General features: G+C 67.6%; 17 protein-coding genes. 13 read left to right on the forward strand and 4 right to left on the reverse strand.

Annotated elements, in window-relative coordinates:
- Nucleotides 1–11 precede the first annotated feature (11 nt).
- The 6 genes from FQS62_RS02305 (at nucleotide 12) to FQS62_RS02330 (ending at nucleotide 6,959) form a co-directional block, all read left to right on the forward strand.
- Complete coding sequence (locus FQS62_RS02305) at nucleotides 12–686, forward strand: hypothetical protein (protein WP_049443870.1); 675 nt, start codon at nucleotides 12–14, stop codon at nucleotides 684–686.
- A 16-nt stretch (nucleotides 687–702) separates the two neighbouring features.
- On the forward strand, nucleotides 703–2,352 hold the full coding sequence (locus FQS62_RS02310) for a CsgG/HfaB family protein (RefSeq protein WP_049443868.1): 1,650 nt from the start codon (nucleotides 703–705) through the stop codon (nucleotides 2,350–2,352).
- A gap of 383 nt (nucleotides 2,353–2,735) precedes the next feature.
- Nucleotides 2,736–4,385: a M28 family metallopeptidase gene (locus FQS62_RS02315; protein WP_208043290.1), complete on the forward strand. Its 1,650-nt coding sequence runs from the start codon at nucleotides 2,736–2,738 to the stop codon at nucleotides 4,383–4,385.
- A gap of 176 nt (nucleotides 4,386–4,561) precedes the next feature.
- A complete protein-coding gene (locus tag FQS62_RS02320; protein WP_049443525.1) occupies nucleotides 4,562–5,821 on the forward strand; it encodes a histidine kinase in 1,260 nt (419 codons plus the stop codon).
- Nucleotides 5,811–6,581, forward strand: a complete 771-nt coding sequence (locus FQS62_RS02325) for a LytR/AlgR family response regulator transcription factor (RefSeq protein WP_208044169.1) — start codon at nucleotides 5,811–5,813, stop codon at nucleotides 6,579–6,581. The genes FQS62_RS02320 and FQS62_RS02325 overlap by 11 nt, the downstream gene beginning before the upstream one ends.
- Before the next feature lie 33 nt (nucleotides 6,582–6,614).
- Nucleotides 6,615–6,959, forward strand: coding sequence for a hypothetical protein (locus FQS62_RS02330; RefSeq protein ID WP_208044168.1), 345 nt, complete (start codon nucleotides 6,615–6,617; stop codon nucleotides 6,957–6,959).
- Between the two features lie 39 nt (nucleotides 6,960–6,998).
- Here the strand turns inward: FQS62_RS02330 and FQS62_RS02335 are convergent, their stop codons facing one another.
- Nucleotides 6,999–7,613 (reverse strand): hypothetical protein, encoded by a 615-nt coding sequence (locus tag FQS62_RS02335; RefSeq protein WP_049443519.1) that lies wholly within the window; start codon nucleotides 7,611–7,613, stop codon nucleotides 6,999–7,001.
- Between the two features lie 309 nt (nucleotides 7,614–7,922).
- Here FQS62_RS02335 and FQS62_RS02340 point away from each other — a divergent pair, with 309 nt between their 5' ends.
- Complete coding sequence (locus tag FQS62_RS02340; RefSeq protein WP_107379049.1) at nucleotides 7,923–8,852, forward strand: oxygenase MpaB family protein; 930 nt, start codon at nucleotides 7,923–7,925, stop codon at nucleotides 8,850–8,852.
- Between the two features lie 111 nt (nucleotides 8,853–8,963).
- Here FQS62_RS02340 and FQS62_RS02345 read toward each other — a convergent pair whose 3' ends face one another.
- Nucleotides 8,964–9,551: a TetR/AcrR family transcriptional regulator gene (locus FQS62_RS02345; protein WP_208044167.1), complete on the reverse strand. Its 588-nt coding sequence runs from the start codon at nucleotides 9,549–9,551 to the stop codon at nucleotides 8,964–8,966.
- A gap of 133 nt (nucleotides 9,552–9,684) precedes the next feature.
- On the opposite strand from FQS62_RS02345, the gene FQS62_RS02350 reads away from it, so the two are divergent.
- Nucleotides 9,685–10,899, forward strand: coding sequence for an MFS transporter (locus tag FQS62_RS02350; RefSeq protein ID WP_208044166.1), 1,215 nt, complete (start codon nucleotides 9,685–9,687; stop codon nucleotides 10,897–10,899).
- Entirely contained in the window at nucleotides 10,896–12,068 is a 1,173-nt protein-coding gene (locus FQS62_RS02355; protein ID WP_208044165.1) for an MFS transporter, read from the forward strand. The genes FQS62_RS02350 and FQS62_RS02355 overlap by 4 nt, the downstream gene beginning before the upstream one ends.
- A gap of 150 nt (nucleotides 12,069–12,218) precedes the next feature.
- Here FQS62_RS02355 and FQS62_RS02360 read toward each other — a convergent pair whose 3' ends face one another.
- Entirely contained in the window at nucleotides 12,219–14,330 is a 2,112-nt protein-coding gene (locus FQS62_RS02360) for a M13 family metallopeptidase (RefSeq protein ID WP_208044164.1), read from the reverse strand.
- 176 nt (nucleotides 14,331–14,506) lie between these two features.
- On the opposite strand from FQS62_RS02360, the gene FQS62_RS02365 reads away from it, so the two are divergent.
- Nucleotides 14,507–17,569 (forward strand): bifunctional diguanylate cyclase/phosphodiesterase, encoded by a 3,063-nt coding sequence (locus FQS62_RS02365; protein ID WP_088480662.1) that lies wholly within the window; start codon nucleotides 14,507–14,509, stop codon nucleotides 17,567–17,569.
- Nucleotides 17,570–17,588: 19 nt separating this feature from the next.
- Here the strand turns inward: FQS62_RS02365 and FQS62_RS02370 are convergent, their stop codons facing one another.
- The gene (locus tag FQS62_RS02370; RefSeq protein ID WP_049443505.1) at nucleotides 17,589–18,470 is read right to left on the reverse strand and encodes a LysR family transcriptional regulator; all 882 of its coding nucleotides are present in this window, start codon (nucleotides 18,468–18,470) and stop codon (nucleotides 17,589–17,591) included.
- A gap of 96 nt (nucleotides 18,471–18,566) precedes the next feature.
- Here FQS62_RS02370 and FQS62_RS02375 point away from each other — a divergent pair, with 96 nt between their 5' ends.
- The 3 genes from FQS62_RS02375 to FQS62_RS02385 all read left to right on the forward strand — a co-directional run bounded on the left by FQS62_RS02375 (nucleotide 18,567) and on the right by FQS62_RS02385 (nucleotide 21,564).
- Nucleotides 18,567–18,977, forward strand: coding sequence for a DoxX family protein (locus FQS62_RS02375; protein ID WP_107379052.1), 411 nt, complete (start codon nucleotides 18,567–18,569; stop codon nucleotides 18,975–18,977).
- A gap of 31 nt (nucleotides 18,978–19,008) precedes the next feature.
- The gene (locus FQS62_RS02380) at nucleotides 19,009–19,797 is read left to right on the forward strand and encodes a dioxygenase family protein (RefSeq protein WP_208044163.1); all 789 of its coding nucleotides are present in this window, start codon (nucleotides 19,009–19,011) and stop codon (nucleotides 19,795–19,797) included.
- A 117-nt stretch (nucleotides 19,798–19,914) separates the two neighbouring features.
- On the forward strand, nucleotides 19,915–21,564 hold the full coding sequence (locus FQS62_RS02385) for a Na+/H+ antiporter (protein ID WP_208044162.1): 1,650 nt from the start codon (nucleotides 19,915–19,917) through the stop codon (nucleotides 21,562–21,564).
- Nucleotides 21,565–21,580 lie beyond the last annotated feature (16 nt).

The raw sequence follows: 21,580 nt of genomic DNA on the forward strand, positions 1-21,580 counted from the left end.
AGGACACTCACATGATCCGCAATACCGCTCTTGTCGTGGCCATCGCTGCCGCCACCCTGTCGATGCCCGCCCATGCTGGCCTGGGCAAGCTGAAGGACCTGGCCGGTGCCGCCACCGGCACCTCCAGCAGCGCCTCCAGCGCCGCCGCCCCGGACGAAGCCGCGCAGGAAGCGCTGGTGCGTCGTTTCGTTACCTCGCAGTCGCACTCGCTGCAGGCCCAGACCTCGTTCGCCCGCGCCTTCGGCCTGGCCGAGCAGGTGCAGCTGCTGGAAGCCGAGCGCCAGGCGCTGTCGTCGGGTTCGGTCAGCGTCGATGCAATGAAGAAGTCGGTGTCGGTCAGCGAAGCTGCGCAGGCGGCGATCAACGAGCGCCAGGCCGCACAGCCGGAACTGAACGCTGAATCCAAGCAGCACTACGCCGAAGGCCTGGTCTCGCTGCTGTCCTCGGCCGCCGAAGCGCAGAAGCTGGGCGGCGAAGCCAGCAACTTCACCGCCGGCATGAAGAACCTGGGCGCGACCCAGCTGGCCACCGTCGGCCGCAAGCTGGCCGCCGGTGCATGGGTGGCCAAGGAATCGCCGGGCTTCATCCAGGGCCTGTACGGCTCGACCAAGTCGGCCGTGACCTTTGCCAAGAAGAGCAAGGTGAAGGTGCCGTCCAACGCCGATTCGATGCTCGACAAGCTCTGATCCGAGGCGAATCTCCATGCGTATGACCTACCGTTTGATCGGCCTGGGCCTGGCTGCCGCGCTGCTTGCAGCGTGCGGCAAGCAGGACACCCCGGCCGAAGCGCCCGCACCCGCCAAGGACAAGGCAACCAGTGCACTGGCCAGCAATGCGCCAGTGGAAGCAGCGCCCCTGCGTGGCACGCCGGATTTCGGCGGCACCACCCAGGTCGCGCGGGAAGCCGACGGCATCGGCAGCACCCCGGAACTGGCGGTGCTGGCGGCATTGCAGTCGGCGGTGGCGCAGGTCAACGGCGTACGCGTGGCCAGCCAGATGCAGAGCCTGCGAGCAGGCCTGCATGTGGATGTGGATGACGAACACGTCGGCGATATCCGCGCCGACGCGTTCACCCAGCAGATGATCGCCGGCTCGCAGGGCGCGGTGCTGGGCTATGAAATCCTGTCGCAGGATGAAGTGCGGCAGCTGGACGAGGAAACCATCGCCCGCGTGCGCGCCAGCGACGAAGGCTGGAGCTTCAAGGGCTCGGCGTCGGCCAGTGCATCTGGCGAAGCCTCGGCCAAGAGCGGTTCGGCCTCGGCCAGCGTCAAGCAAAGCTACGACGAGAAGGTCAATGTCGATGCCAAGCGTGGCGCCAGCTCGTTCGATTCCGATGTGACCCATCGCAGCATGCGCAGCTACTGGAAGGTGCGCGTGCGCGCACAGATCGCCCAGTACCGCGCACCGGACGAGCAGGGCAAGCCGAAGATCGTGGTCGCCCTGCCGCGCACCAAGGCTGGCAGCTACGCCGTGGGCGACGGCCGCGTGGACGCCGATGAAGTGGCCGATGCGATCCGCGCGCGCCTGTCCGACACGCTGACCCAGACCCAGCGCTTCATCGTGCTGGATCGTGAGTTCGGCGACGAACTGCAGGCCGAGATCGACCACATCAACAGCGGCAACGTGCGCCTGCAGGACACCGCACGCGTGGGCCAGCAGCTGGCGACCGACCTGATCCTGATCCCGACCATCGAACGCTTCGAGTACCCGCGCAGCGTGCGCAACCTGCGCATGTCCGACCGCCAGGTGACCTCGTACTCCGGTGGCGGCCGCATCACCCTGCGCCTGATCAACGCCACCACCGGCCAGGTGGTGATGTCCGACAGCTTCGACCACCAGTTGGCCTCGACCGGCCCCAGCACCCTGCCGCGCGTGGTCAACGGCCGCAACATGGCCGCGGCGATGATGGAATCGCTGTCTGGCCAGATCGGCACCACCATCGTCACCACCCTGTTCCCGGTGTCGGTGGTTTCTGTGGATGGTGACCAGGTCGTGCTGAGCCAGGGCGGTGACACCGTGCAGGCCGGCCAGCGCTGGCAGGCCGTGCGCCTGGGCGAAGAACTGAAGGACCCGCAGACCGGCCGCTCGCTGGGCCGCAGCGAACACCCGTGCTGCACCATCCGCATCGACCGCGTGGCCGCACAGACCTCGTACGGCACCATCGAAGACGGCGTCGACGCGATGCGCGGCGGCTTCCGTCCGGGCCAGATCGAACTGCGCCAGAAGCTGGGCAGCAAGCCAGCTGCTGCTGCCGCAGGTGCAACTGCCTCGGCCGCTCCTGCCGCCGCCCGGCCGGCCGCCAAGCCGAAGCCCAAGCCTGCTGCCGCCCCGGCCGAAGACCCGAACTGGTAACAGGCTCAAGCAACACACAGATGGGGTCAGAGACCTTTCCCGCCGGGAAAGGGATCTGGCCCCTTCGTGTTTCCGTGCGTGTCGACCAAGGTCGGCACCTACCAACAGCGATGTGTCGACCAAGGTCGACACCTACCAACAGCAGCGGGAAGCTGTCGACGGCGGGGGGGGGGTCCGGTTGCGGGGCGTGAGCCGCATGGATGCGGCGACCGAGCCTACATGGACGTATTTACGGCGTCCCCCGCAACCGGACCCACCCCGCCTACCCTCAGGAAACCAGCTTTTGCTGTTGCTTCGGCTGTTGCCGTTGTTTCGGCAGGTGCAGGGCGCAGCCCTGCCGAATCCCATTACACTCCAGAAGGATTTCCCTGCTGGAGAGAGCAATGAAACGAGTAGCACTGGGCATGCTGGCCCTGTCGGTGTCGAGCGCACTGATGGCGGCCACCCCGAAATTCGACGGTGCGCGGATCTCCGCCGACGTCAAGGAACTGGCCTCCGACGCCTACGAAGGCCGCTCGCCGGCCACCGCCGGCGAAGAGAAGACCATCGCCTATCTCAGCAAGCAGTTCGCCGATGCCGGCCTGCAGCCCGGCGGTGACCTCAAGGACGGCAAGCGCCTGTGGACCCAGGCCGTGCCGCTGCGCAAGGGCGACATCGTCGGCGCACCGCAGCTGGCGCTGCACCAGGGCGGCAAGACCGTTGCGCTGGAGCAGGGCAAGCAGATTGCCGTGCGCGCCGCCATGAACGGCGCCAGCAACGTCGACATCAGCAAGGCTCCGCTGGTGTTCCTTGGCTACGGCGTGAAGGCCCCGGAGCGCAACTGGGACGACTTCAAGGGCGTGGACCTGAAGGGCAAGATCGCCGTCGTGCTGATCAACGACCCGGACTTCGAGACGGGCCAGGGTGATTTCGACGGCAAGGGCATGACCTACTATGGTCGTTGGACCTACAAGTACGAAGAAGGCGCCCGCCAGGGGGCGCTGGGCGTGCTGATCGTGCACGAGACCGCCCCGGCGTCGTACGGCTGGGCCACCGTGGCCGGTTCCAATACCAACACCATGTTCGATGTGGTGCGCGACAACCCGGCCGACAGCCACCCGCTGCTGGAAGGCTGGATCCAGCGCGATCTGGCGGTGGAGCTGTTCCGCTCGGCCGGCCAGGACTTCGAGGCGCTGAAGAAGAAGGCGCAGCAGCGCGACTTCACCCCGGTGCCGCTGACCGGCGCCAGCCTGGACGCGAAGTACGCGGTGAAGACCGAAGTGATTACCTCGCACAACGTGGCCGCGCGCCTTGAAGGCAGCAGCCACCCGGACGAGACGATCATCTACAGCGCGCACTGGGACCACATCGGCGTGGGTGAGCCGGACGCGCGTGGCGACCGCATCTTCAACGGCGCACTGGACAACGCCAGCGGTACCGCCTCGCTGATCGAGCTGGCGCGCGGCTTTGCCAAGCAGAAGCGCCCGCAGCGCTCGGTGGTGTTCCTGGCGGTCACTGCCGAGGAAAAGGGCCTGCTGGGTTCGGAGTACTACGCCACTCATCCGCTGTATCCGCTGGAAAAGACCGTAGCGGTGATCAACATGGACGGCATGGCGCCGTTCGGTCCGTCGCGTGATTTCGGCATCTACGGTGCCGCGCGCTTCGAACTGCTGGACCAGCTGAAGGACGTGGCCAAGGGCTGGGATATCCGCTACACGCCGGACCCGAAGCCGGAAGCCGGCCTGTTCTTCCGCTCCGATCACTTCCCGTTCGCCAAGCGTGGCGTGCCGGCGCTGTCCTGGTCGGCTGGCCAGGACTGGGTGGACGGCGGCGTGGCCGCAGGCAAGAAGGCGTCCGAGGACTACACCGCCAAGCGCTACCACCAGCAGGGCGACGAGTGGCAGCCGGACTGGGTGTTCGCCGGTGCCGCCCGCGACCTGGAAGTGCTGTACACGCTGGGCAACCAGCTGGCCAACTCGCGCAGCTGGCCGAACTGGAGCCGGGACGAGTCGTTCCGCGCCGTGCGTGACGCCAGCGCCGACCAGCGCAAATAACGGCGTTCGGTAGTGCCGGCCGCTGGCCGGCATTGCCCCTCCGGGGAAACGCCGGGCCATGCCCGGCGTTTCCGTAACAGCTTCCATCCCCGGATTCCGGCCCTTCGTCGCAGCCCGCTTGTTTGCCCGGCGGGCCGCCCTATGCTCGGCTCACCCCCTTCCTCCAAGGCGCCGCCGTGTTCGCCAGCCTCTCTCTGATGTTCCGTCACCTGCTGGCCTGGGCTGCGGCGCTGTTCGTCGCCGGCATGGTCTGGAGCGGCATCTTCAGCGGCATGAACGACGGCCCGGGCTGGGTCTTCGGCCTGCTGGCGATGTTCCTGATGATCTCCGCGCTGGGCAGCGCAATCACCCATATACGCCGGGTCTGGCTGGTTGCCGGACGGCTGGATTCGACCACGTTGTCCGGGCGCCAGCGCCGCCAGGTGGAACTGCCGATGGATGCCGGCCAGGCCTACGCCGTGGTGGAAGCGGCGATCGCCGAGCTGCCGCGTGTCGAAGACGTTGAGAGTTCGGCCGGCAGCCTGCAGGTGCGCGCTTACGTTCGCCGGGTCGACCTCTGGAATGGCCGCCAGCCCTCGCGCTGGAACCTGCCGGCGCGGCTGGCGATCAAGCGCAACAGCGTGCTGGCCACGGTCACGCCAGGGCAGGGCACCAGCACCGTCACCCTGCTGTTTGAACCGGATGCGGGCTGGTGGGCCGACCTGCTGGCGCTGGACGAGGGCAGCAACTTCGAGAACGCCGAAGCGGTCACCCGTGCGATCAGCCGCCGCGTGGCCGACCAGCGTCGCGATGAGCAGGCCGCCGCCGAACAGACCCAGGTAGAGAAGGAGCTGTCGGTGGCGCGCTTGAATCTGCTGCACGCGCAGGTGGAACCGCACTTCCTGTATAACACGCTGGCCAACGCGCAGGTGCTGACCCGCACCGACCCGGCGCGTGCCGAACAGATGCTCGGCCACCTGATCCAGTACCTGCGCAGCTCGTTGCCGCAGGTGGACGAATCGGTGTCCACGCTGGGCGTGGAGCTGGAGCGCACCCGCGCCTACCTGGAGATTCTGCGTATCCGCATGGGCGCGCGGCTGGCAGTGGAAGTGCAGGTGCCCAACGAACTGCACGGCGTCCACCTGCCGGCGATGGCGCTGCAGACGCTGGTGGAGAACGCGATCAAGCATGGCCTGGAACCCAAGCCCGGCGGTGGCACGATCTGGATCCTGGCGCGTGGCTTTGATGACCATGTGACCGTGACCGTGGCCGACGATGGCCTCGGCTTCGGCCAGGGCACCAGCGGCACCGGCATCGGCCTGAAGAATCTACGCGAGCGCCTGCGCCTGACCTGCGGCGAGCAGGCCGGTGTGGCGATCGTCGCCAACTTCCCCAGCGGCGTGGCCGCGACCATGACCCTGCCGCAGTCGAACAAGGAGCGCAGCCATGCCGCTTGAAGCGCTGATTGCTGAAGATGAAGAACTGCTGCGGCAATCACTGGTGGAACAGCTGCGCCGGCTGTGGCCGGACCTGAGGCTGGTGGCCGAGTGCGAGGATGGCGCCAGTGCGCTGGAACAGTTGGCCGAGAAACAGCCGGACATTGCCTTCCTCGATATCCGCATGCCCGGCATCAGTGGTATCGAGGTGGCGCGTTCGCTGTCCGAGCTGAGTCCGCGTACCCAGGTGGTGTTCGTCACCGCCTACGACCAGTACGCCATCGACGCGTTCGAGCAGGGCGCGATGGATTACCTGCTGAAGCCGGTCAGCGACGAGCGCCTGCTGGCCACGCGCGAACGCATCCTGTCGCGGCTGCCATCAACGCGCCAGGACGATGCCGTGCTCGAACGTCTGCTGCAGCGGCTGGGGCCATCGCAGGGCGCTGCCGAGCGCCCCCCCTTGGCCTGGATCACCGCCAGCAACGGCCGCGAGACGCAGTTGATCATGCTGGAGGACGTGGCCTATTTCCGCGCCGACAACAAGTACACCACCGTGGTGACCGCGGCCGGTGAGAGCCTGCTGCGCACGCCGTTGCGCGAACTGCTGGACGTGCTCGATCCGCAGCACTTCCGCCAGATCCATCGCTCGACCATCGTCAACATGAAGGCGGTGGCGGCGGTCAGCCGCGACGATACCGGCCGCGGTGTACTGCGGCTGCGGGGGCGTAGCGAGACACTGGTGGTCAGCCAACCATTCATGAGCCTGTTCCGCGGCATGTAGCCGCGCCGCACCTTCCACTACCAGGAGCATTGCATGCGTTTTTTCCTGCTCGTAGGCCTCGCCGCATTGGCAATTTCCGGTTGCCAGAAGTCCACAGAAACCGCGATCACCCGCACCACGGCCAATGGGGTGGACACGCTGTACAGCAAGCGCACGGTAGTGAATGGCGTGGCGCGTTTCGAGTGCATGGCCAGCCGCAGCGGTCAGTGCCATTACCTGGTGCTGGATCCGGCCTGTCGTCCTGACGCCGCCTGTGCGAAAGCGCCGATACGGTCGTTCGCGTTGGCGGTCGGCACCACCCGGGAGTTCAGTGACCTGCCGAAGGGCTTCGCCCAATGCGTCAGCGAAGAACCGATAGAACAATGCCACCGTGAGTGATCACGGTGGCATTGTGGGTCCCCCCGCTTCCCTGAAGGGTCAGTAGGCAGGCTGCAGTGTCAGGTCATGGTGGTGCTCGTTCTCGCCGACATGGTTGAGGCGACCGACCAGTTCTGAGTGCTGCTTCATGCGCCCGATCTCGGTCATGATGCGGATGTCCTCATGGCGCAGTTCGCGCCTGGCGGTGACCGCCTGCTTGTAGTCCAGCACTTCCGGATAGTGCTCGGCCAACTCCAGCGCCTCGGCCACGTGCTCGACGCTGTCGGCCTTGGAGCTGATGCGGGCGCGGCTGTTGAACGCCTTCATCCAACGTTCGAAACCGGCCTGCTGATCGAACATGTTGGCCATGAACCAGATCACGAACAGGATCGAGACCCACGAGCCGAACACAACTACCACGCGGGTGAACGTGATATGGAAGTCGTCACGCCACAGGTAGTTGGCAATCAGGCCAAGAATCAGCAGCGAGGCTGCCTGCCAGCCGACGATCGAGGCGATCAGCCATTGGCACTTGGCCTGCGCCAGCACCGCCACTTCATCGCGGATCTGCTGCTCGCTGAGATTGCGCCAATGCGCAACCTGTTTGTCGAACGGGCTACTGTAGAGCTCGTTGTCGCGAAGCAGAATTCCCAAACCCTTGAACAAAGCAATCATGGCTGGCTCCTTGTGGAACGTGCGTCGATCAGCGTTGGACGGTGTGGCGGGTTCAGTTCTAGCACTTCCAGCGAGCCGTGCAATGGGCGCAATGCCTAGCGGCGTAAGGGTCTTGTCTGAATGGGTGAATGTTGGTGCACTGCAGCATCACGGCGGCAGCCTGCGACAGGATGTCGCAGGGTGAAACGTGCTGCGGGCGCACATGAAACCGTAGCTGAGCCCGTAGGCTCGCCGTCGGCGTCGTGATCGACCAGAATCGGGGCCGACCGCGCAAGGCGTGGCCGTTCTTCCGCCTTTCCTGGACCTGTGATGCCGGCTTTGCTGCAGCGACTCTCCCGCCCCGTGACCGCGCCGATCCGGCGCTGGGTCCTGGAGGCCTTCCCGCGTGGCCAGAGCGGCATCGATTACGACCACCCGCTGGGTGACCCGGGCTGGTTCGGCCCGGACAGCGTCACCTGGCGACTGCATGCGGAATTCCCGTCGATGCTGGCCGGTGGCCTGTGCGCGCTGATGCTGCAGACCCTGCACCCGCGCGCGCTGGCCGGAGTCTACGACCATTCCAACTTCCGCCAGGACCTGGTGGGACGCCTGCGCCGCACCACCGCCTTCGTTGCCGGCACCAGCTATGCGCCTGCCGGCGAAGTGGAGACGCTGGTGGCGAAGGTACGCCGCATCCATGCGCAGATCCGCGGCCAGACCGCGCAGGGCGAGGCCTATGCCGCCGATGATCCGCAACTGCTGACCTGGGTGCACGTGACAGAAGCGTTTGGTTTCCTGCAGGGCTTCCGTCGGTACGGACGCGAGGTGCCGGCGCACATCGCCGATCGTTACTATGACGAATACCGCTGCGTGGCCGAGGCACTGGGTGCGGTGGATGTGCCCCGCAGTGAGGCGGAAGTAGCGGCGTACTTCTGCGCGCGGCAACCGGAACTGCGTGTGGATGAGCGCTCGCGCGAAGTGCTGGAGGTGTTGTCCGGCGTGCGCTTGCCGGTACCGGTGCCGGGGCTGTCGCGCGAAGTGTTCCTCGGCGCCGGTGCGGCGCTGCTGCCGGACTGGGCCGAGGGCATGCTGGAACGCAACGCACGCCAGCGCGCGCAGGCGGCCGCGTCGGCGAAACTGATGCAGGGCATGGCGCCGCTGTTCCGCCGCGCACTGCCCGATGGCCTGGCCAGCCGCGCCTGCACGCGCATGGGCGTGCCGGTGTCAGTGTTGCGCGAGTGGCCCACCGCTCTCAGGTAGGTGCCAACCTTGGTTGGCACGCATTGCGCGCGGTGCCGCAGAAGCGCCAACCAAGGTTGGCCTCCACCAGAGCGGATGCCGCCGTAGATCCACGCCATGCGTGGATGGGCTTCACCCGGCCGACTTCAACCCACGCAACAGCATCTCCAGCGCCGCCGTCGCCTGCCGCAGGCGCGCGCCGCCATCCTCGCCCTCTGCAATCCAGAACGCGGCCTCGGCCAGGCTGCCGTAGATCAGCGACGCCAGCGCCTGTGCATCCACCGGCGCCACCACGCCCTGGGCAGCCAGCTGTTCGATCAGGTGCTGCATCGAGTGCACGCAGTGGCGCTGCGATTCCGGTGAGGCGCCACCCAGCACCGCACGCGCATCGCGCAGCACGATGCGCTGGATCTCCGGCTCCAGTGCCATCTCAAGATAGGCACGACAACGCTGCACGAAGCCCTCCCAGGCATCGTCGGCGGTATCACTGATTGCCTGCAGGCGCTGGTCGGTCTCGGCATCGAGCTGGGCGACGACAGCCGCCAGCAGACCCTTCTTGTCGCCGAAGTGGTGGTAAAGCGCGCCGCGGGTCAGCCCGGCCTGGGCGGTCAGATCGTCCATCGAGGTGGCGGCATAGCCATGCGCGCTGAGCACCCGGCGGGCGGTGGTCAGCAGGGTGGCGCGGGTTTCTTCCATCTCGGCGCGGGTGCGACGAACCATACGGAGCTCCTTACATACGCAGTGCATGATTATTTACATACGGTGCGTATGAATGTAGCCTCTTATTCATACGCTCTGTATGTATTGTCGTGGCGCCCCGTGCGCCAGGCAAGTCGCTGCCCTGGAGAACCTGATGGCCACCCCCTATCGCGACCTGTTCGCGGCCCCCGGTACCGCCGGCCTCGCCCTTGCCGGGCTGCTGGCACGCCTGCGGCTGCCGATGACCGGTATCGGCATCATCACCCTGCTGTCCCAGCTGCGCGGCAGCTATGCACTGGCCGGTGCGGTGTCGGCCACCTTCGTGCTGACCTACGCGTTGCTGTCGCCGCAGGTGTCGCGCTGGGTCGACCGGCACGGGCAGGGCCGGGTGCTGCCCTGGGCCACGGCGGTCAGTGCGGCCGGTCTGCTGTTGCTGCTCGCGTGCACGCTGCTGGCCGCGCCGGACTGGACGCTGTTCATTGCGGCGATGCTGGCCGGTTGCATGCCCAGCGTGTCGGCGATGGTGCGCGCGCGCTGGACCGCGATCCATCGCGGACGCCCGCAGCTGCAGACCGCGTACTCGCTGGAGACCGTGTTCGACGAGGTGACCTTCATCGTCGGGCCACCGTTGTCAGTCGGATTGTCGGTGGCGGTATGGCCACAGGCTGGGGTGCTGGCGGCCGCCCTGCTGCTGGTGGTCGGCGTCGCTGCACTGGTACTGCAGCGGGGTACCGAGCCGCCACTGCAGCGCTACGAAGGTGCAACATCCTCGCGCTCGCTGCTGCGGCAACCGGAGATCCGCCTGCTGGCGCTGCTGATGCTGGCGATGGGCGTGATTGTCGGCACCGTCGACGTCACCAGCGTGGCCTTCGCCGAACAGCGGGGGCAGCCGCTTGCCGCCAGCGCGGTGCTGTCGGCCTATGCGCTGGGCAGCTGCGCAGCGGGCCTGCTGTTCGGTGCGCTGAAGCTGCAGGCACCGTTGCAGCGCCTGTTGCTGATCGGAGCAGCGGCCACCGCACTGACCACGTTGCCGCTGCTGTGGGTCGGCGACCTGCCGGCGCTGGCCATTGCCGTGCTGCTGGCCGGAGCGTTCTTCGCGCCGACGATGATCGTGGCGATGTCGCTGGTCGAACAGCACGTACCCGAATCGCGCCTGACCGAGGGCATGACCTGGTTGCTGGCCGGTTTGAACATCGGCGTGGCGCTGGGCGCGGCGCTGTCCGGGCAGAGCGTCGATGCGGGGGGCGTGCGCAGCGGCTTTGTCGTTGCGCTGGTCGCAGGCGGTGGTGTGGTGCTGTCCGCCGTGCTCGCGCAACGTGCGCTGCGCCCGTCTGCGGCGCCCACATCCCCTGAAGGAATCATCCCGTGAGCGCTTCATCGCCTGCGCATGCCGCGCCCGTGCCTCGTCATCCGTGGTGGGCGGTTTCCGCCATCGGCCTCGCCACGTTCTCGGTGATCACCACCGAAATGCTGCCGGTGGGCCTGCTGACCCCGATCGCCGAAGATCTCGGCGCGTCCACCGGCACCGCCGGCCTGATGATCTCGCTGCCGGCACTGCTGGCGGCACTGTTCGCACCGCTGGTGGTGATCGCGGCTGGTGGCATCGATCGTCGTCGCATCCTGTGTGCGTTGCTGGGGCTGCTGCTGGCCGCCAACCTTGCGTCGGCGCTGGCACCGGGCATCGGCTGGCTGCTGGCCGCGCGGGTGCTGGTGGGGTTCTGCATGGGCGGCATCTGGGCCATCGCCGGTGGGCTGGCAGCGCGCCTGGTGCCTGCGCAGCGCATCGGCCTGGCCACCTCGATCATCTTCGGAGGCGTGGCCGCGGCATCGGTGCTGGGCGTCCCGCTGGGCGCGCTGATCGGAGATGCATTGGGCTGGCGCAGCGCGTTCGTGGCGATGGCGTTGTTCAGTGCGGCGGTGATGCTGCTGCATCTGCGGGTGGTGCCTGCGTTGCCAGTCTGTACATCCGTGCGGCCGCAGCAGTTCGTGCAGCAGCTTGGCCACCGTGGCCTGCAACGCGGGCTGTGGCTGACCCTGCTGCTGGTAGCCGGGCACTTCGTTGCCTTTACCTACGTGAGGCCGCTGCTGACGTCTGTATCGAGCATGGATGCGTCGTGGATCGGCGCGTTGTTGTTCGCCTATGGTTTGGTTGGCATTGCGGGCAACTTCATCGCGGGGCCGCTGGCTGCGCGCCATCCGCGCGGTACGTTGCTGGCGATCGCGTCTGGCCTGCTGCTGACGCCTCTGCTGTTCCTGTGGGTGGGAAGCACACCGTCCGCTGGCATCGCGGTGCTGCTGCTGTGGGGCCTTGCCTATGGCGGTGTGTCGGTGGGCCTGATGAGCTGGATGATGAGAGCGGTGCCGCAGGCCGTGGAGGTCGCCACCGCGTTGTATGTGGGTGTGTTCAACATCGGCATCGCAATGGGCGCGTGGAGCGGGGGACGACTGCTGGATGGCGTGGGCCTGCATGCGAATCTGTGGGCCGCGGCCGGGCTTGCCATGGTCGCCACGCTGGTGATTGCCACCACCCGCCGGTAGATCCACGCCATGCGTGGATGGTTTCTAGGCTTGTAGACCTGTAGATAGGCCGACCAAGGTCGGCACCTACCCGAGCGAGGCATGTGCCGACCAAGGTTGGCCGTTGCCCGGAAATGAGACGGGCGCCTTGCGGCGCCCGTTCGCGTTACATCACCACACCTTGACCCGCTTGTCCGGGGCCAGGTACAGCTTCTGGCCTTCCTTCACTTCGAACGCCGGATACCAGGCGTCGATGTTGCGTACGGTCAGTGCGCGGAACTGGCCCGGTGCATGCACATCGGTCAGCAGCGAGTTGCGCAGCGCCTGCTCGCGGCTCTTGCTGCGCCACGCCTGGGCGAAGCCCAGGAAGAAGCGCTGGTCCGGGGTGAAGCCTTCCAGGGTCTGGCCCGGCTTGCCTTGCAGCGACAGCTGGTAGGCGTCGTAGGCGGTGCCCAGGCCGGCCACGTCGGCGATGTTCTCGCCCAGGGTCAGCTTGCCGTTCACATGCACGCCCGGGAACGGTTCGTAGCTGCTGAACTGTGCAGCCAGCGCATCACCGGCCGCGTTGAACTGCTTCAGGTCCTCGGCGGTCCACCAGTTGTGCAGCTTGCCGGTCTCGTCGAACAGCGCGCCGGCGTTGTCGAAGCCGTGGCTGATCTCGTGGCCGATCACCGCGCCGATCGCACCGTAGTTCACCGCATCGTCGGCGGCGCCATCGAAGAACGGCGGCTGCAGGATCGCGGCCGGGAACACCAGGCGGTTTTCCAGCGGCACGTTCATCGCATTGATGGTCTGCGGCAGCATCGCCCACTCGCTGTGGTCGACCGGCTTGCCCAGCTTGGCGATGTTGCGCTGGTATTCGAACAGTTCAGCGCGCTGTGCATTGCCCAGTGCGTCATCGCGGCGGATCTCCAGGCCGGTGTAGTCGCGCCACTTCTCCGGATACCCCATGCCCACGGTCAGGCCGGCCACCTTGGCCTTGGCATGCGCCTTGGTCTGCGGCGACATCCACGACAGCGCATCGATGCGCTTGGCGAAGGCGGCGATGATGTTCTTCGCCATCTCGTCCGCGCGCTCCTTCGTCTTGGCGTCGAAGTGCTTCTCGACATAACGCTTGCCGATGGCTTCGCCGACCGCATGGTTGGCGTCATCCACGGCGCGCTTCCAGCGGTCGCTCTGCTGCGGCGTGCCGCTCAGCGCGGTGCCATGGAAGGCGAAGCGGGCATCGGCGAACTTCTTCGGCAGGTAGGCGGCAGCGCGGTCCAGCGCGTGGAAGGCCAGGTAGTCCTTCCAGGCGTCCAGCGGCTCGGTGGCGACCAGCCTGGACAGGCCGGCCACGGCCTTGGGCTGCCACACGATGAAGTCCTGCTGGTTGCCCAGCGCGGCTGCATCGAGGAAGGCGTTCCAGTCCATGCCCGGCGCCTTGGCATTGAAGTCGGCCTGGGTCCAGGGGTTGGCACCCTTGGTCACGTCGTTGGTTTCTTCCTGGGTGGCATGCGCCTGCGCGATCTTGGTCTCCAGCGCGAGGATGCGCTGTGCCTTGCCGGCCGGGTCGGCAACGCCGGCCAGCTGCAGCATCTGCGCGATATAGGCCTGGTACTGATTGCGCAGCTCGGCCATGCGGCCGCCGCCCAGGTAGAAATCACGGTCCGGCATGCCCAGGCCACCCTGCACCAGGTAGGGCGCGGTGCGGTCCGGCTGCAGCATGTCCACCGACACCCACAGGCCGAACAGGCGGTCGGTGTAGAAATTGGTGGCGTTGAGCAGGTCGACGTCGGCACGCATTTCGCCGCCGAGGGTGCGGGCCAGGCCGGCCTTGTCGGTGATGGCCTCGATGGCCTTCAGCTGCGGCTGCACCGGTGCGATGCCGTGCTGCTCGATGCCGGCCTCGTCCATGTAAGCCGCGTAGTAGTCGCCGATCAGCTTGTCGTCACCGCTGGCCTGGGTGTTGCCGGCGGCGCCTTCGAGAATGGCGCGGGTGTCGGCCAGGGTCTTCTCGGCGATGACGTTGAAGCTGCCGAAGCGCGAGCGGTCGGCCGGGATCTCGGTGTTCTTGACCCAGGTGCCGTTGGCGAAACCGAAGAAGTCGTCGCCGGCGGCAATGCTGCGGTCCATGCCGCTGGCATCAAAGCCGAAGCTGCCCAGCATCGGCTTGGCCGCAGCGGGCGCGGCATCGGCCGGCGCGGCGTTGCCGGCCGTCGGTTCGGCCGGACGGTCGCAGGCGGCCAGGGACAGGCTGGCAACGATGGCCAGTGCCAGGGTGGGACGGCGCAGCTTGGACATGGACTTCTCTTGCAGCGGAAAACGCCAAGTCTAATCCGCCCCGGCCCGGCCCGCCGTCCCAGGGGGCCGCCGGTCCTGTGCAGGATCTGGCTGAACGCGCGGAAACGATCTTCACGCCGTCACCGGCGTGGTGCATGCTGGCCACAGGAGCCCTGCGCGGACACGAGGAGGTAGCCATGGCGGGGCGGGTCAGGCGTCAAGAATGGCGTCCGCCGGCCGTTGAGGTCGGGGACGTGGAGGATTCGTTCGCGCATGAAGCCAGCCGACAGCACAAGGAAGATCAACCGATGCCCGCGCTGAAACGGGCGTTGGCCCGGCCACTGCGCGCCATTACCTGGGGCGGAGTGCTGCTGGGCGTGTTGCTGGTGGCTGGCCTGGCCATCATGCTGATCAACGACCACCAGCGCCGGCTGGAGGCCGCGCAGCGCCAGAGCCGCGCGCTGGCAGTGGGCAGCGAGCGCCTGCTGGCGCTTGAGCTGCGCAACCTTGAGCGGGCGATGTCCGGCATCGCAGCCGACGCCGCCGAACTGTTCCGCAGCGTGCCCGCACAGGCCCCGGCACTGCTGGATGCCTCGATCGACGGCGTGCTGCGCCGCCATGCCGAACTGCACAGCATTGTCGTGCTTGATCGCCATGGCCGCTCGATCACCACCGGCAAGGGCGATCTGAACCTGCCGTTGTGGACCGACACGCAACGCCGTGGCCACGGCAGCGCGCTGTACATCGGCCCACCCCAGCGCGCCAGCAACGACGGCTGGGTGGTGCCGCTGGCGCTGCCGATGACGGGCGACCGCTGGCTGCTGGCACGGCTGCGCTGCGGTGAGCTGCAGCGCATCATCGGTGGCCTCGATGTTGGCCCCAACGGACTGGTCTCGATCAGCGACGCGGAAGGCTACATGCTGGCCCGCGTGCCCGACCCACATGGCACGGTCGGCCGCCGCTACGATCTGCCGCGCCGCGACCTGCTCGGCAAGCGGGCGGTGGTCGAGCTGGGCAGCCTGCCGGGCGCGGTGGATGGGGTGCCGCGCATCATCACCATCAGTACGCTGGAGCGCAGTCCGCTGGCGGTGCAGGTCGGGTTGGCCGACGAGGACGTGCTGGCACCCTGGTGGCCGTACCTGCAGGCGTCGGTGGCGATCGTGCTGGCCTACATCGTGGTGCTGCTAGTGCTGCTGTATGCCGTGCGCCGCAGTACCCGCCGCCAGCAGTCGATGGCCGAGGAACTGAAGGCAGGCCACGCCGAGCTGCGCCTGGCCCACCAGGTGGGCCGCATCTGCACCTGGTATGTGGACGAGGACGCCGCGCTGCTGCGCTGGTCGCCACTGGCCCGCGAGATTTTCGGCGTGCAGACCGATGCGCTGCCCGTAGCGGATTTCTTCGCACGCGTGCACCGCGATGATGCCGCACGGCTGCAACAGGCCTTCGACCAGGCGTTCGCCGGCGGTGCGGTACTCGACGAGGTATTCCGCCTGGTGCTGCCCGGTGGCCAGGTGCGCTGGGTCGGCGCGCGTGGGCAGCGGGTGGAAGTGGCCGACAGCGAGCGGCGCATGATCGGTGCGCTGAGCGATCTGACCGAGCGTTACCAGGCCCGCGAGCAGATGAGCGAAGTGGAGCGCCGTTTCCGCCTGCTGTTCGACCGCAACCCCGCGCCGTTCTGGGTGTTCGATCCGGACACGCTGCGCTTCATCGAGGTCAACGATGCGGCCGTGCGCCAGTATGGCTTCAGCCGCGAAGAGTTCCTGGCGATGAGCATCCTCGACATCCGCCCGCGCGAAGGCTGGGACGAGGTGAAGGGTGCGATCGCCAAGGCCCGTGTCGGCGAACTGCAGGACGCCACCGTGCGCCTGCACCGGCGCAAGGACGGCAGCGTGTTCGAAGTGCGCGCCCATCTGTCGCGGCTCGATTTCGATGGCCAGCCTGCGTGCCTGGTGCTGGCCGAGGATGTCAGCGAGCGGCTGGCCTACGAACGTGACCTGGCCTACCAGGCGCGGCACAACCCGGCCACCGGCCTGCTCAACGTGCGCGCGTTGACCGAGCAGCTGGACGAGCAGGAAGCGGGCTACACCATCGCCTTCGTGCAGCTGCGCGGCCTGCAGCTGGTGGCCGATACGCTGGGCCGCGAGATTGGCGATGCGGTGCTGCAGTCGATGGCGACCCGGCTCGGTGGCCTGGGCGCGCGATGTGGCACGCTGGCGTTCCAGCCGGCGGAGGACTTCGTGTTCGCCATCGGGGACGAGCACGATACCCAGCGCGTGCTGGACGATCTGCTGCAGATCGTGTCGGCACCGATGCGGGGCAAGGATTCGCTGCACCAGTTCGAGCCGCGCATCGGTGTGGCCGTGCATGTGCCGGGTGATGGCCACTCGGCCGAGCAGGTGATCGGCATGGCTGCGCAGGCCGCACACGCCGCGCGCGCCGAGGGCAACGTGGTGGTCTGGTTCGACGCGGCGGTGACCACGCGCCTGGCCGATCGCCTGCGTCTGGCCGGGCGCATCCACGCCGCTATCGACAACGAGTTCCAGCTGTACTTCCAGCCGATCCGGCACGCCAGCGATGGCAGCCCGGCGGCATTGGAGGCGCTGCTGCGCTGGCCACAGGCCGATGGCAGCTTCATTCCGCCCAACGAGTTCATCCAGCTGTGCGAGGAGACCGGTTTGATCCTGGCGCTGGGCCGCTGGGTGATCCGCGCGGCGGCCAAGGCGCAGCGGCGGCTGGTCGAGGCCGGCTGGGGCGAGCTGCCGATCGCGGTCAATGTGTCTGCCGTGCAGTTCTTCAACAGCGACCTGGTGGCCGAGTTCACCCGCGCCCAGCAGGAGTTCGGCCTGGCCCGCGGTGCCCTGCACGTGGAGCTGACCGAAAGCAGCCTGATGCGCAAGCCGGCGCAGGCGATGCAGACCATGCAGCGCCTGCACGAGCAGGGCATCAGTGTGTCGCTGGATGACTTCGGCACCGGCTATTCCAGCATGTCCTACCTGCAGCACCTGCCGCTGGACATCCTGAAGATCGACCGCAGTTTTGTTGCCGATGTGGAAACCAATCCACGCAATGCCTCGATCTGCCGCGCGCTGTTGTCGCTGGGCCACAGCATGGGCCTGACCATCATCGCCGAAGGCGTGGAAACGCCGGGGCAGCTGGACTGGCTGGCTGCGCACGGTTGCGACCAGGTGCAGGGTTACCTGCTGGGGCGGCCGGCACCGCTGGAACGGATCATAGACGCGCTGGATGAGGTGGTGGCCTAACTGGTAGTGCCAGGCTCGGCTACACCCCGGCCTCCACCAGATGGTCGATGAAACTGCGCACCTTCGGCGCGAGGTGGCTGCGGCTGGTGTAGACCGCGAAGATGCCGATCGGCGAGGCCTCCCACTCCGGCAGCACGCGCACCAGACGACCATCGGCCAGCGCGTCTTCCAGCAGGAAGTCCGGCTGCAGGATCACGCCCATGCCGGCGATCGCGGCTTCGCGCAACACGTCGCCGTTGTTGGCGTGCAGCAGGCTGCTCACTGCCACCTTCACTTCACCGCCGGGTCCCTGCAACGGCCAGTTGTTGCCGGCGGCCCAGTAGCTGTAGCTCAGGCACGCGTGTTCCTGCAGGTCCTGCGGGGTCTGCGGGGTGCCGTGTGCGGCGAGGTAGGACGGCGCGGCGCACAGGCTCACCCGCGATTCGCCCAGGCGGCGTGCGATCAGCGTGGGGCTGGGCTCGCGGGTGATGCGGATGGCCACGTCGTAGCCTTCCTCGACCATGTCCACCAGGCGGTCGGACAGGGCCAGATCCAGTTCCACCTGCGGGAAGCGTTCGCGGTAGCTGGCCAGCAACGGGCCGAGGCGGGCGATACCCCAGCTGACCGGTGCGTTGATGCGCAGCGTGCCCGAGGGTTCCAGCGCCTGCGCGCCGATGCTGGCCTCCAGTGCGTCGAACTCGGCCAGCAGGCGCACGCACTGGGCGTAGTAGGCGGCGCCGGCACTGGTCGGGCTGACCCGGCGCGTGGTGCGGTGGAGCAGGCGGGTCGACAGGCGCTTTTCCAGTGCGGCGACCTGGCGGGTGACGCCGGCGGTGGACATGTCCAGCGCCTGGGCGGCGGCACTGAAGCCGTTGCGCTCGACCACCGCCACGAACACGCGCATCGCCTCGAGGGTGTCCATTGTTGCGCCTTCTGAAATAAATACGGTCAAACGATCGTATTTATCGGCCCGTGAAGGCGCAATAACCTGTGCCCATTCCCTTCAAGGTGCTTTCCGATGCACGCCACGACCCCTCCTGTTTCGCCGCTGGCGCCGTATGGCGCCACCCTGCTGCGCCTGGCCCTGGGCGTGCTGTTCCTGGTCCATGCGCTGACCAAGCTGCTGGTGTTCACCCCGGCCGGTACGGCGGCGTTCTTCGAGTCGCTGGGGCTGCCCGGCGTGCTTGGCTACGTCACCATCGGCGTCGAGCTGGTGATCACTGCCGCGCTGCTGCTGGGCGTCTACGCGCGCTGGGTGGGCCTGGTCGGCGTGCCGCTGCTGCTGGGCACCATCGTCACCGTGCACGGCGCCAACGGCTTCGGTTTCGCCAATGCTGGCGGCGGCTGGGAATACCCGGCGTTCTGGGCGCTGGCGCTGGTGGTGCTGTTCCTGGTTGGCGACGGCAAGTGGACCCTGCGTTCGCGCTGATCGCCGCCTGATCCTGCAACTGGAGAATTCCATGTCCCGCCTGCCTTCGCTGTACATCTCCCATGGTTCGCCGATGACTGCCCTGCATCCGGGCCAGGTCGGCGTGCGCCTGGCCGAGCTGGCGCGCGACCTGCCCACGCCGCGCGCCATCGTGATGGCCTCGGCGCACTGGCTGGGCCGGCAGCCGCTGGTCGGGGCGCATCCGCAGCCGCCAACCATCCACGATTTCGGCGGCTTCCCGCGCGCGCTGTTCGAACTGCAGTACCCGGCGCCGGGTGACCCGGCGCTGGCCGAAGAGGTGGCCGGCCGCATCGCTGCCGCCGGCCTGCCGGTGGCGCTCGACCCGCAGCGTGGCCTGGACCACGGTGCGTGGGTGCCGCTGCGGCTGTTGCGCCCGCAGGCCGACATCCCGGTGGTGCCGGTGTCGATCCAGCCGCTGCTCGGCCCCGAGCATCAGTTCGCGCTGGGCCGCGCGCTGGCGCCGCTGCGCGAACAGGGCGTGCTGCTGATCGGCTCCGGCAGCATCACCCACAACCTGCACGACTGGGGCGACTACCAGGACGGCAAGGAAGCGCCGTACGTGCGGCCCTTCATCGAATGGGTGGAGCAGCGCCTGGCCGCTGATGACCGTCAGGCGCTGCTGGATTACCGCCGGCAGGCGCCGTTCGCCGAACGTGCGCACCCGACCGACGAGCACCTGCTGCCGCTGTTCTTCGCGATGGGCGCGGCGGGCGAGGGCGGCTTCGGTGCGCGTCGCATCGATGCCGGCATCGACGCTGGCTTCCTGGCCATGGACCTGTACCGCTTCGACGGGGCATGAGCCGGGGCTGACGCGCGACGGCCCCGGCCGTCGCGGTCGTGGCCGCATGTGGTAGTTTTTTCCGGGTTTCCGGCGCTGGCCTTCAAGCCTCCCCGCGCGCCGCTTCCTGGAAGAAGCATGCATACCATTGAAGTCGTCCTGGCGATGCTGGTGGCCGTTGTCGCCAGCGGCTACCTGGTTCGCGTCCTGCCGTTTTCGTTGCCGCTGCCGCTGGTGCAGATCGGCCTGGGCGCGGTCATCGCCGGGGTGTTCAACCGCGGCCACGCGCTGGAGCCGGAGGTGTTCTTCCTGCTGTTCCTGCCGCCGCTGCTGTTCCTGGATGGCTGGCGCATTCCCAAGCAGGGCCTGTTCCGCGACAAGGGCGCGATCCTCGAGCTGGCCTTCGGCCTGGTGGTGTTCACCGTCATCGGCGCCGGCTTCCTGATCCACTGGCTGATTCCGGTGATGCCGCTGGCGGTGTGCTTCGCGCTGGCCGCGATCGTGTCACCGACCGATCCGGTGGCAGTGGGTGCGATCGCGTCCAAGGCGCCGATTCCCAAGCGCCTGATGCACATCCTCGAGGGCGAGTCGCTGCTGAACGATGCGTCCGGCCTGGTCTGCTTCCGCTTCGCAGTGGCGGCGGTGATGACAGGCACCTTCTCGCTGGCCACGGCCTCGCTGACCTTCGTGTGGGTGGCGGTGGCGGGATTGGCGGTAGGCGTGGCGGTGACGCTGGGTGTGTCCACGTTCCAGCGCTGGCTGTGGCGCCGCTTCGGCGAAGAGCCGGGCGCGGCGATGCTGGTCAACCTGCTCATTCCGTTCGCGGCCTACCTTCTGGCCGAAGAGATCCATGCCTCGGGCATTCTGGCTGCGGTCGCCGCCGGTATCGCGATGAGCTATGTCGAGCTGACCGGCCGCGTCTCCGGCAGCATGCGCGTGCAGCGCGCCGGGGTCTGGAACATGCTGCAGTTCAGCTTCAACGGCATCATGTTCGTGCTGCTTGGCGAGCAGCTGCCGGGCATCGTCGAACGCGCCACCACCACCATGAACGAGAGCGGCCACCAGAGTGCGTGGTGGCTGCTGGTGTATGTGGTGGTGATCAATCTGGCACTGGTCGTACTGCGCCTGCTCTGGGTGTGGTTGTCGCTGCGCTGGAACCTGCTGCGCGCGCGCCGTCGCGGCCTGGAGCGGGGCGAGGCACCCAACTGGCGCATCGTGGTGGCGACCTCGGTGGCCGGCGTGCGCGGTGCGATCACCCTGGCTGGTGTGTTGACCCTGCCGCTGTTCCTGCCCGATGGCAGTGCGTTCCCGGCGCGTGACCTGGTGATCTTCCTGGCCGCGTCGGTCATCCTGTTCTCGCTGCTGGGCGCCAGCATCGCGCTGCCGCGGCTGTTGAAGGGCCTGCAGCTGCCGTCCGACTCGGGTGAACGCAAGGAAGAGGATCTGGCGCGCCGGCTGTCATCGAAGGCCGCACTGACCGGGGTCGAGCGTATGCGCCAGCAGATGGTGATGAACCAGAACACCGAGAACGTGCAGCTCTACAACGACGCCGCCTCGCGGGTGAGCCTGCTGTACCAGCGCCACCTGGAGCGCGACAGTGATGGGCCCGACGTGGACCCGGAGAAGGTACGGCGCATGGAAATGGGGTACCGCCAGCTGCGCAGCGCCGGCCTGAATGCCGAGCGCGAGGAACTGTTCCGGCTGACCCGGCGCGGGGTGATCTCCGATGAGATCTCGCGGCGCCTGATCCGCAACCTGGACCTGCTGGAATCGCGCAAGCGCGAATGACGGTGGGTGTAGCGTC

This window comes from Stenotrophomonas sp. SBJS02 (assembly GCF_020428325.2).
Taxonomy (GTDB): Bacteria; Pseudomonadota; Gammaproteobacteria; order Xanthomonadales; family Xanthomonadaceae; genus Stenotrophomonas; species Stenotrophomonas africana.

Coding starts and splice junctions, on each gene's coding strand:
- FQS62_RS02305 (WP_049443870.1), top strand. CDS start 12: ATGATCCGCAATACCGCTCTTGTCGTGGCCATCGCTGCCGCCACCCTG.
- FQS62_RS02310 (WP_049443868.1), top strand. CDS start 703: ATGCGTATGACCTACCGTTTGATCGGCCTGGGCCTGGCTGCCGCGCTG.
- FQS62_RS02315 (WP_208043290.1), top strand. CDS start 2,736: ATGAAACGAGTAGCACTGGGCATGCTGGCCCTGTCGGTGTCGAGCGCA.
- FQS62_RS02325 (WP_208044169.1), top strand. CDS start 5,811: ATGCCGCTTGAAGCGCTGATTGCTGAAGATGAAGAACTGCTGCGGCAA.
- FQS62_RS02330 (WP_208044168.1), top strand. CDS start 6,615: ATGCGTTTTTTCCTGCTCGTAGGCCTCGCCGCATTGGCAATTTCCGGT.
- FQS62_RS02335 (WP_049443519.1), bottom strand. CDS start 7,613: ATGATTGCTTTGTTCAAGGGTTTGGGAATTCTGCTTCGCGACAACGAG.
- FQS62_RS02340 (WP_107379049.1), top strand. CDS start 7,923: ATGCCGGCTTTGCTGCAGCGACTCTCCCGCCCCGTGACCGCGCCGATC.
- FQS62_RS02345 (WP_208044167.1), bottom strand. CDS start 9,551: ATGGTTCGTCGCACCCGCGCCGAGATGGAAGAAACCCGCGCCACCCTG.
- FQS62_RS02350 (WP_208044166.1), top strand. CDS start 9,685: ATGGCCACCCCCTATCGCGACCTGTTCGCGGCCCCCGGTACCGCCGGC.
- FQS62_RS02360 (WP_208044164.1), bottom strand. CDS start 14,330: ATGTCCAAGCTGCGCCGTCCCACCCTGGCACTGGCCATCGTTGCCAGC.
- FQS62_RS02365 (WP_088480662.1), top strand. CDS start 14,507: ATGGCGGGGCGGGTCAGGCGTCAAGAATGGCGTCCGCCGGCCGTTGAG.
- FQS62_RS02370 (WP_049443505.1), bottom strand. CDS start 18,470: ATGGACACCCTCGAGGCGATGCGCGTGTTCGTGGCGGTGGTCGAGCGC.
- FQS62_RS02375 (WP_107379052.1), top strand. CDS start 18,567: ATGCACGCCACGACCCCTCCTGTTTCGCCGCTGGCGCCGTATGGCGCC.
- FQS62_RS02380 (WP_208044163.1), top strand. CDS start 19,009: ATGTCCCGCCTGCCTTCGCTGTACATCTCCCATGGTTCGCCGATGACT.
- FQS62_RS02385 (WP_208044162.1), top strand. CDS start 19,915: ATGCATACCATTGAAGTCGTCCTGGCGATGCTGGTGGCCGTTGTCGCC.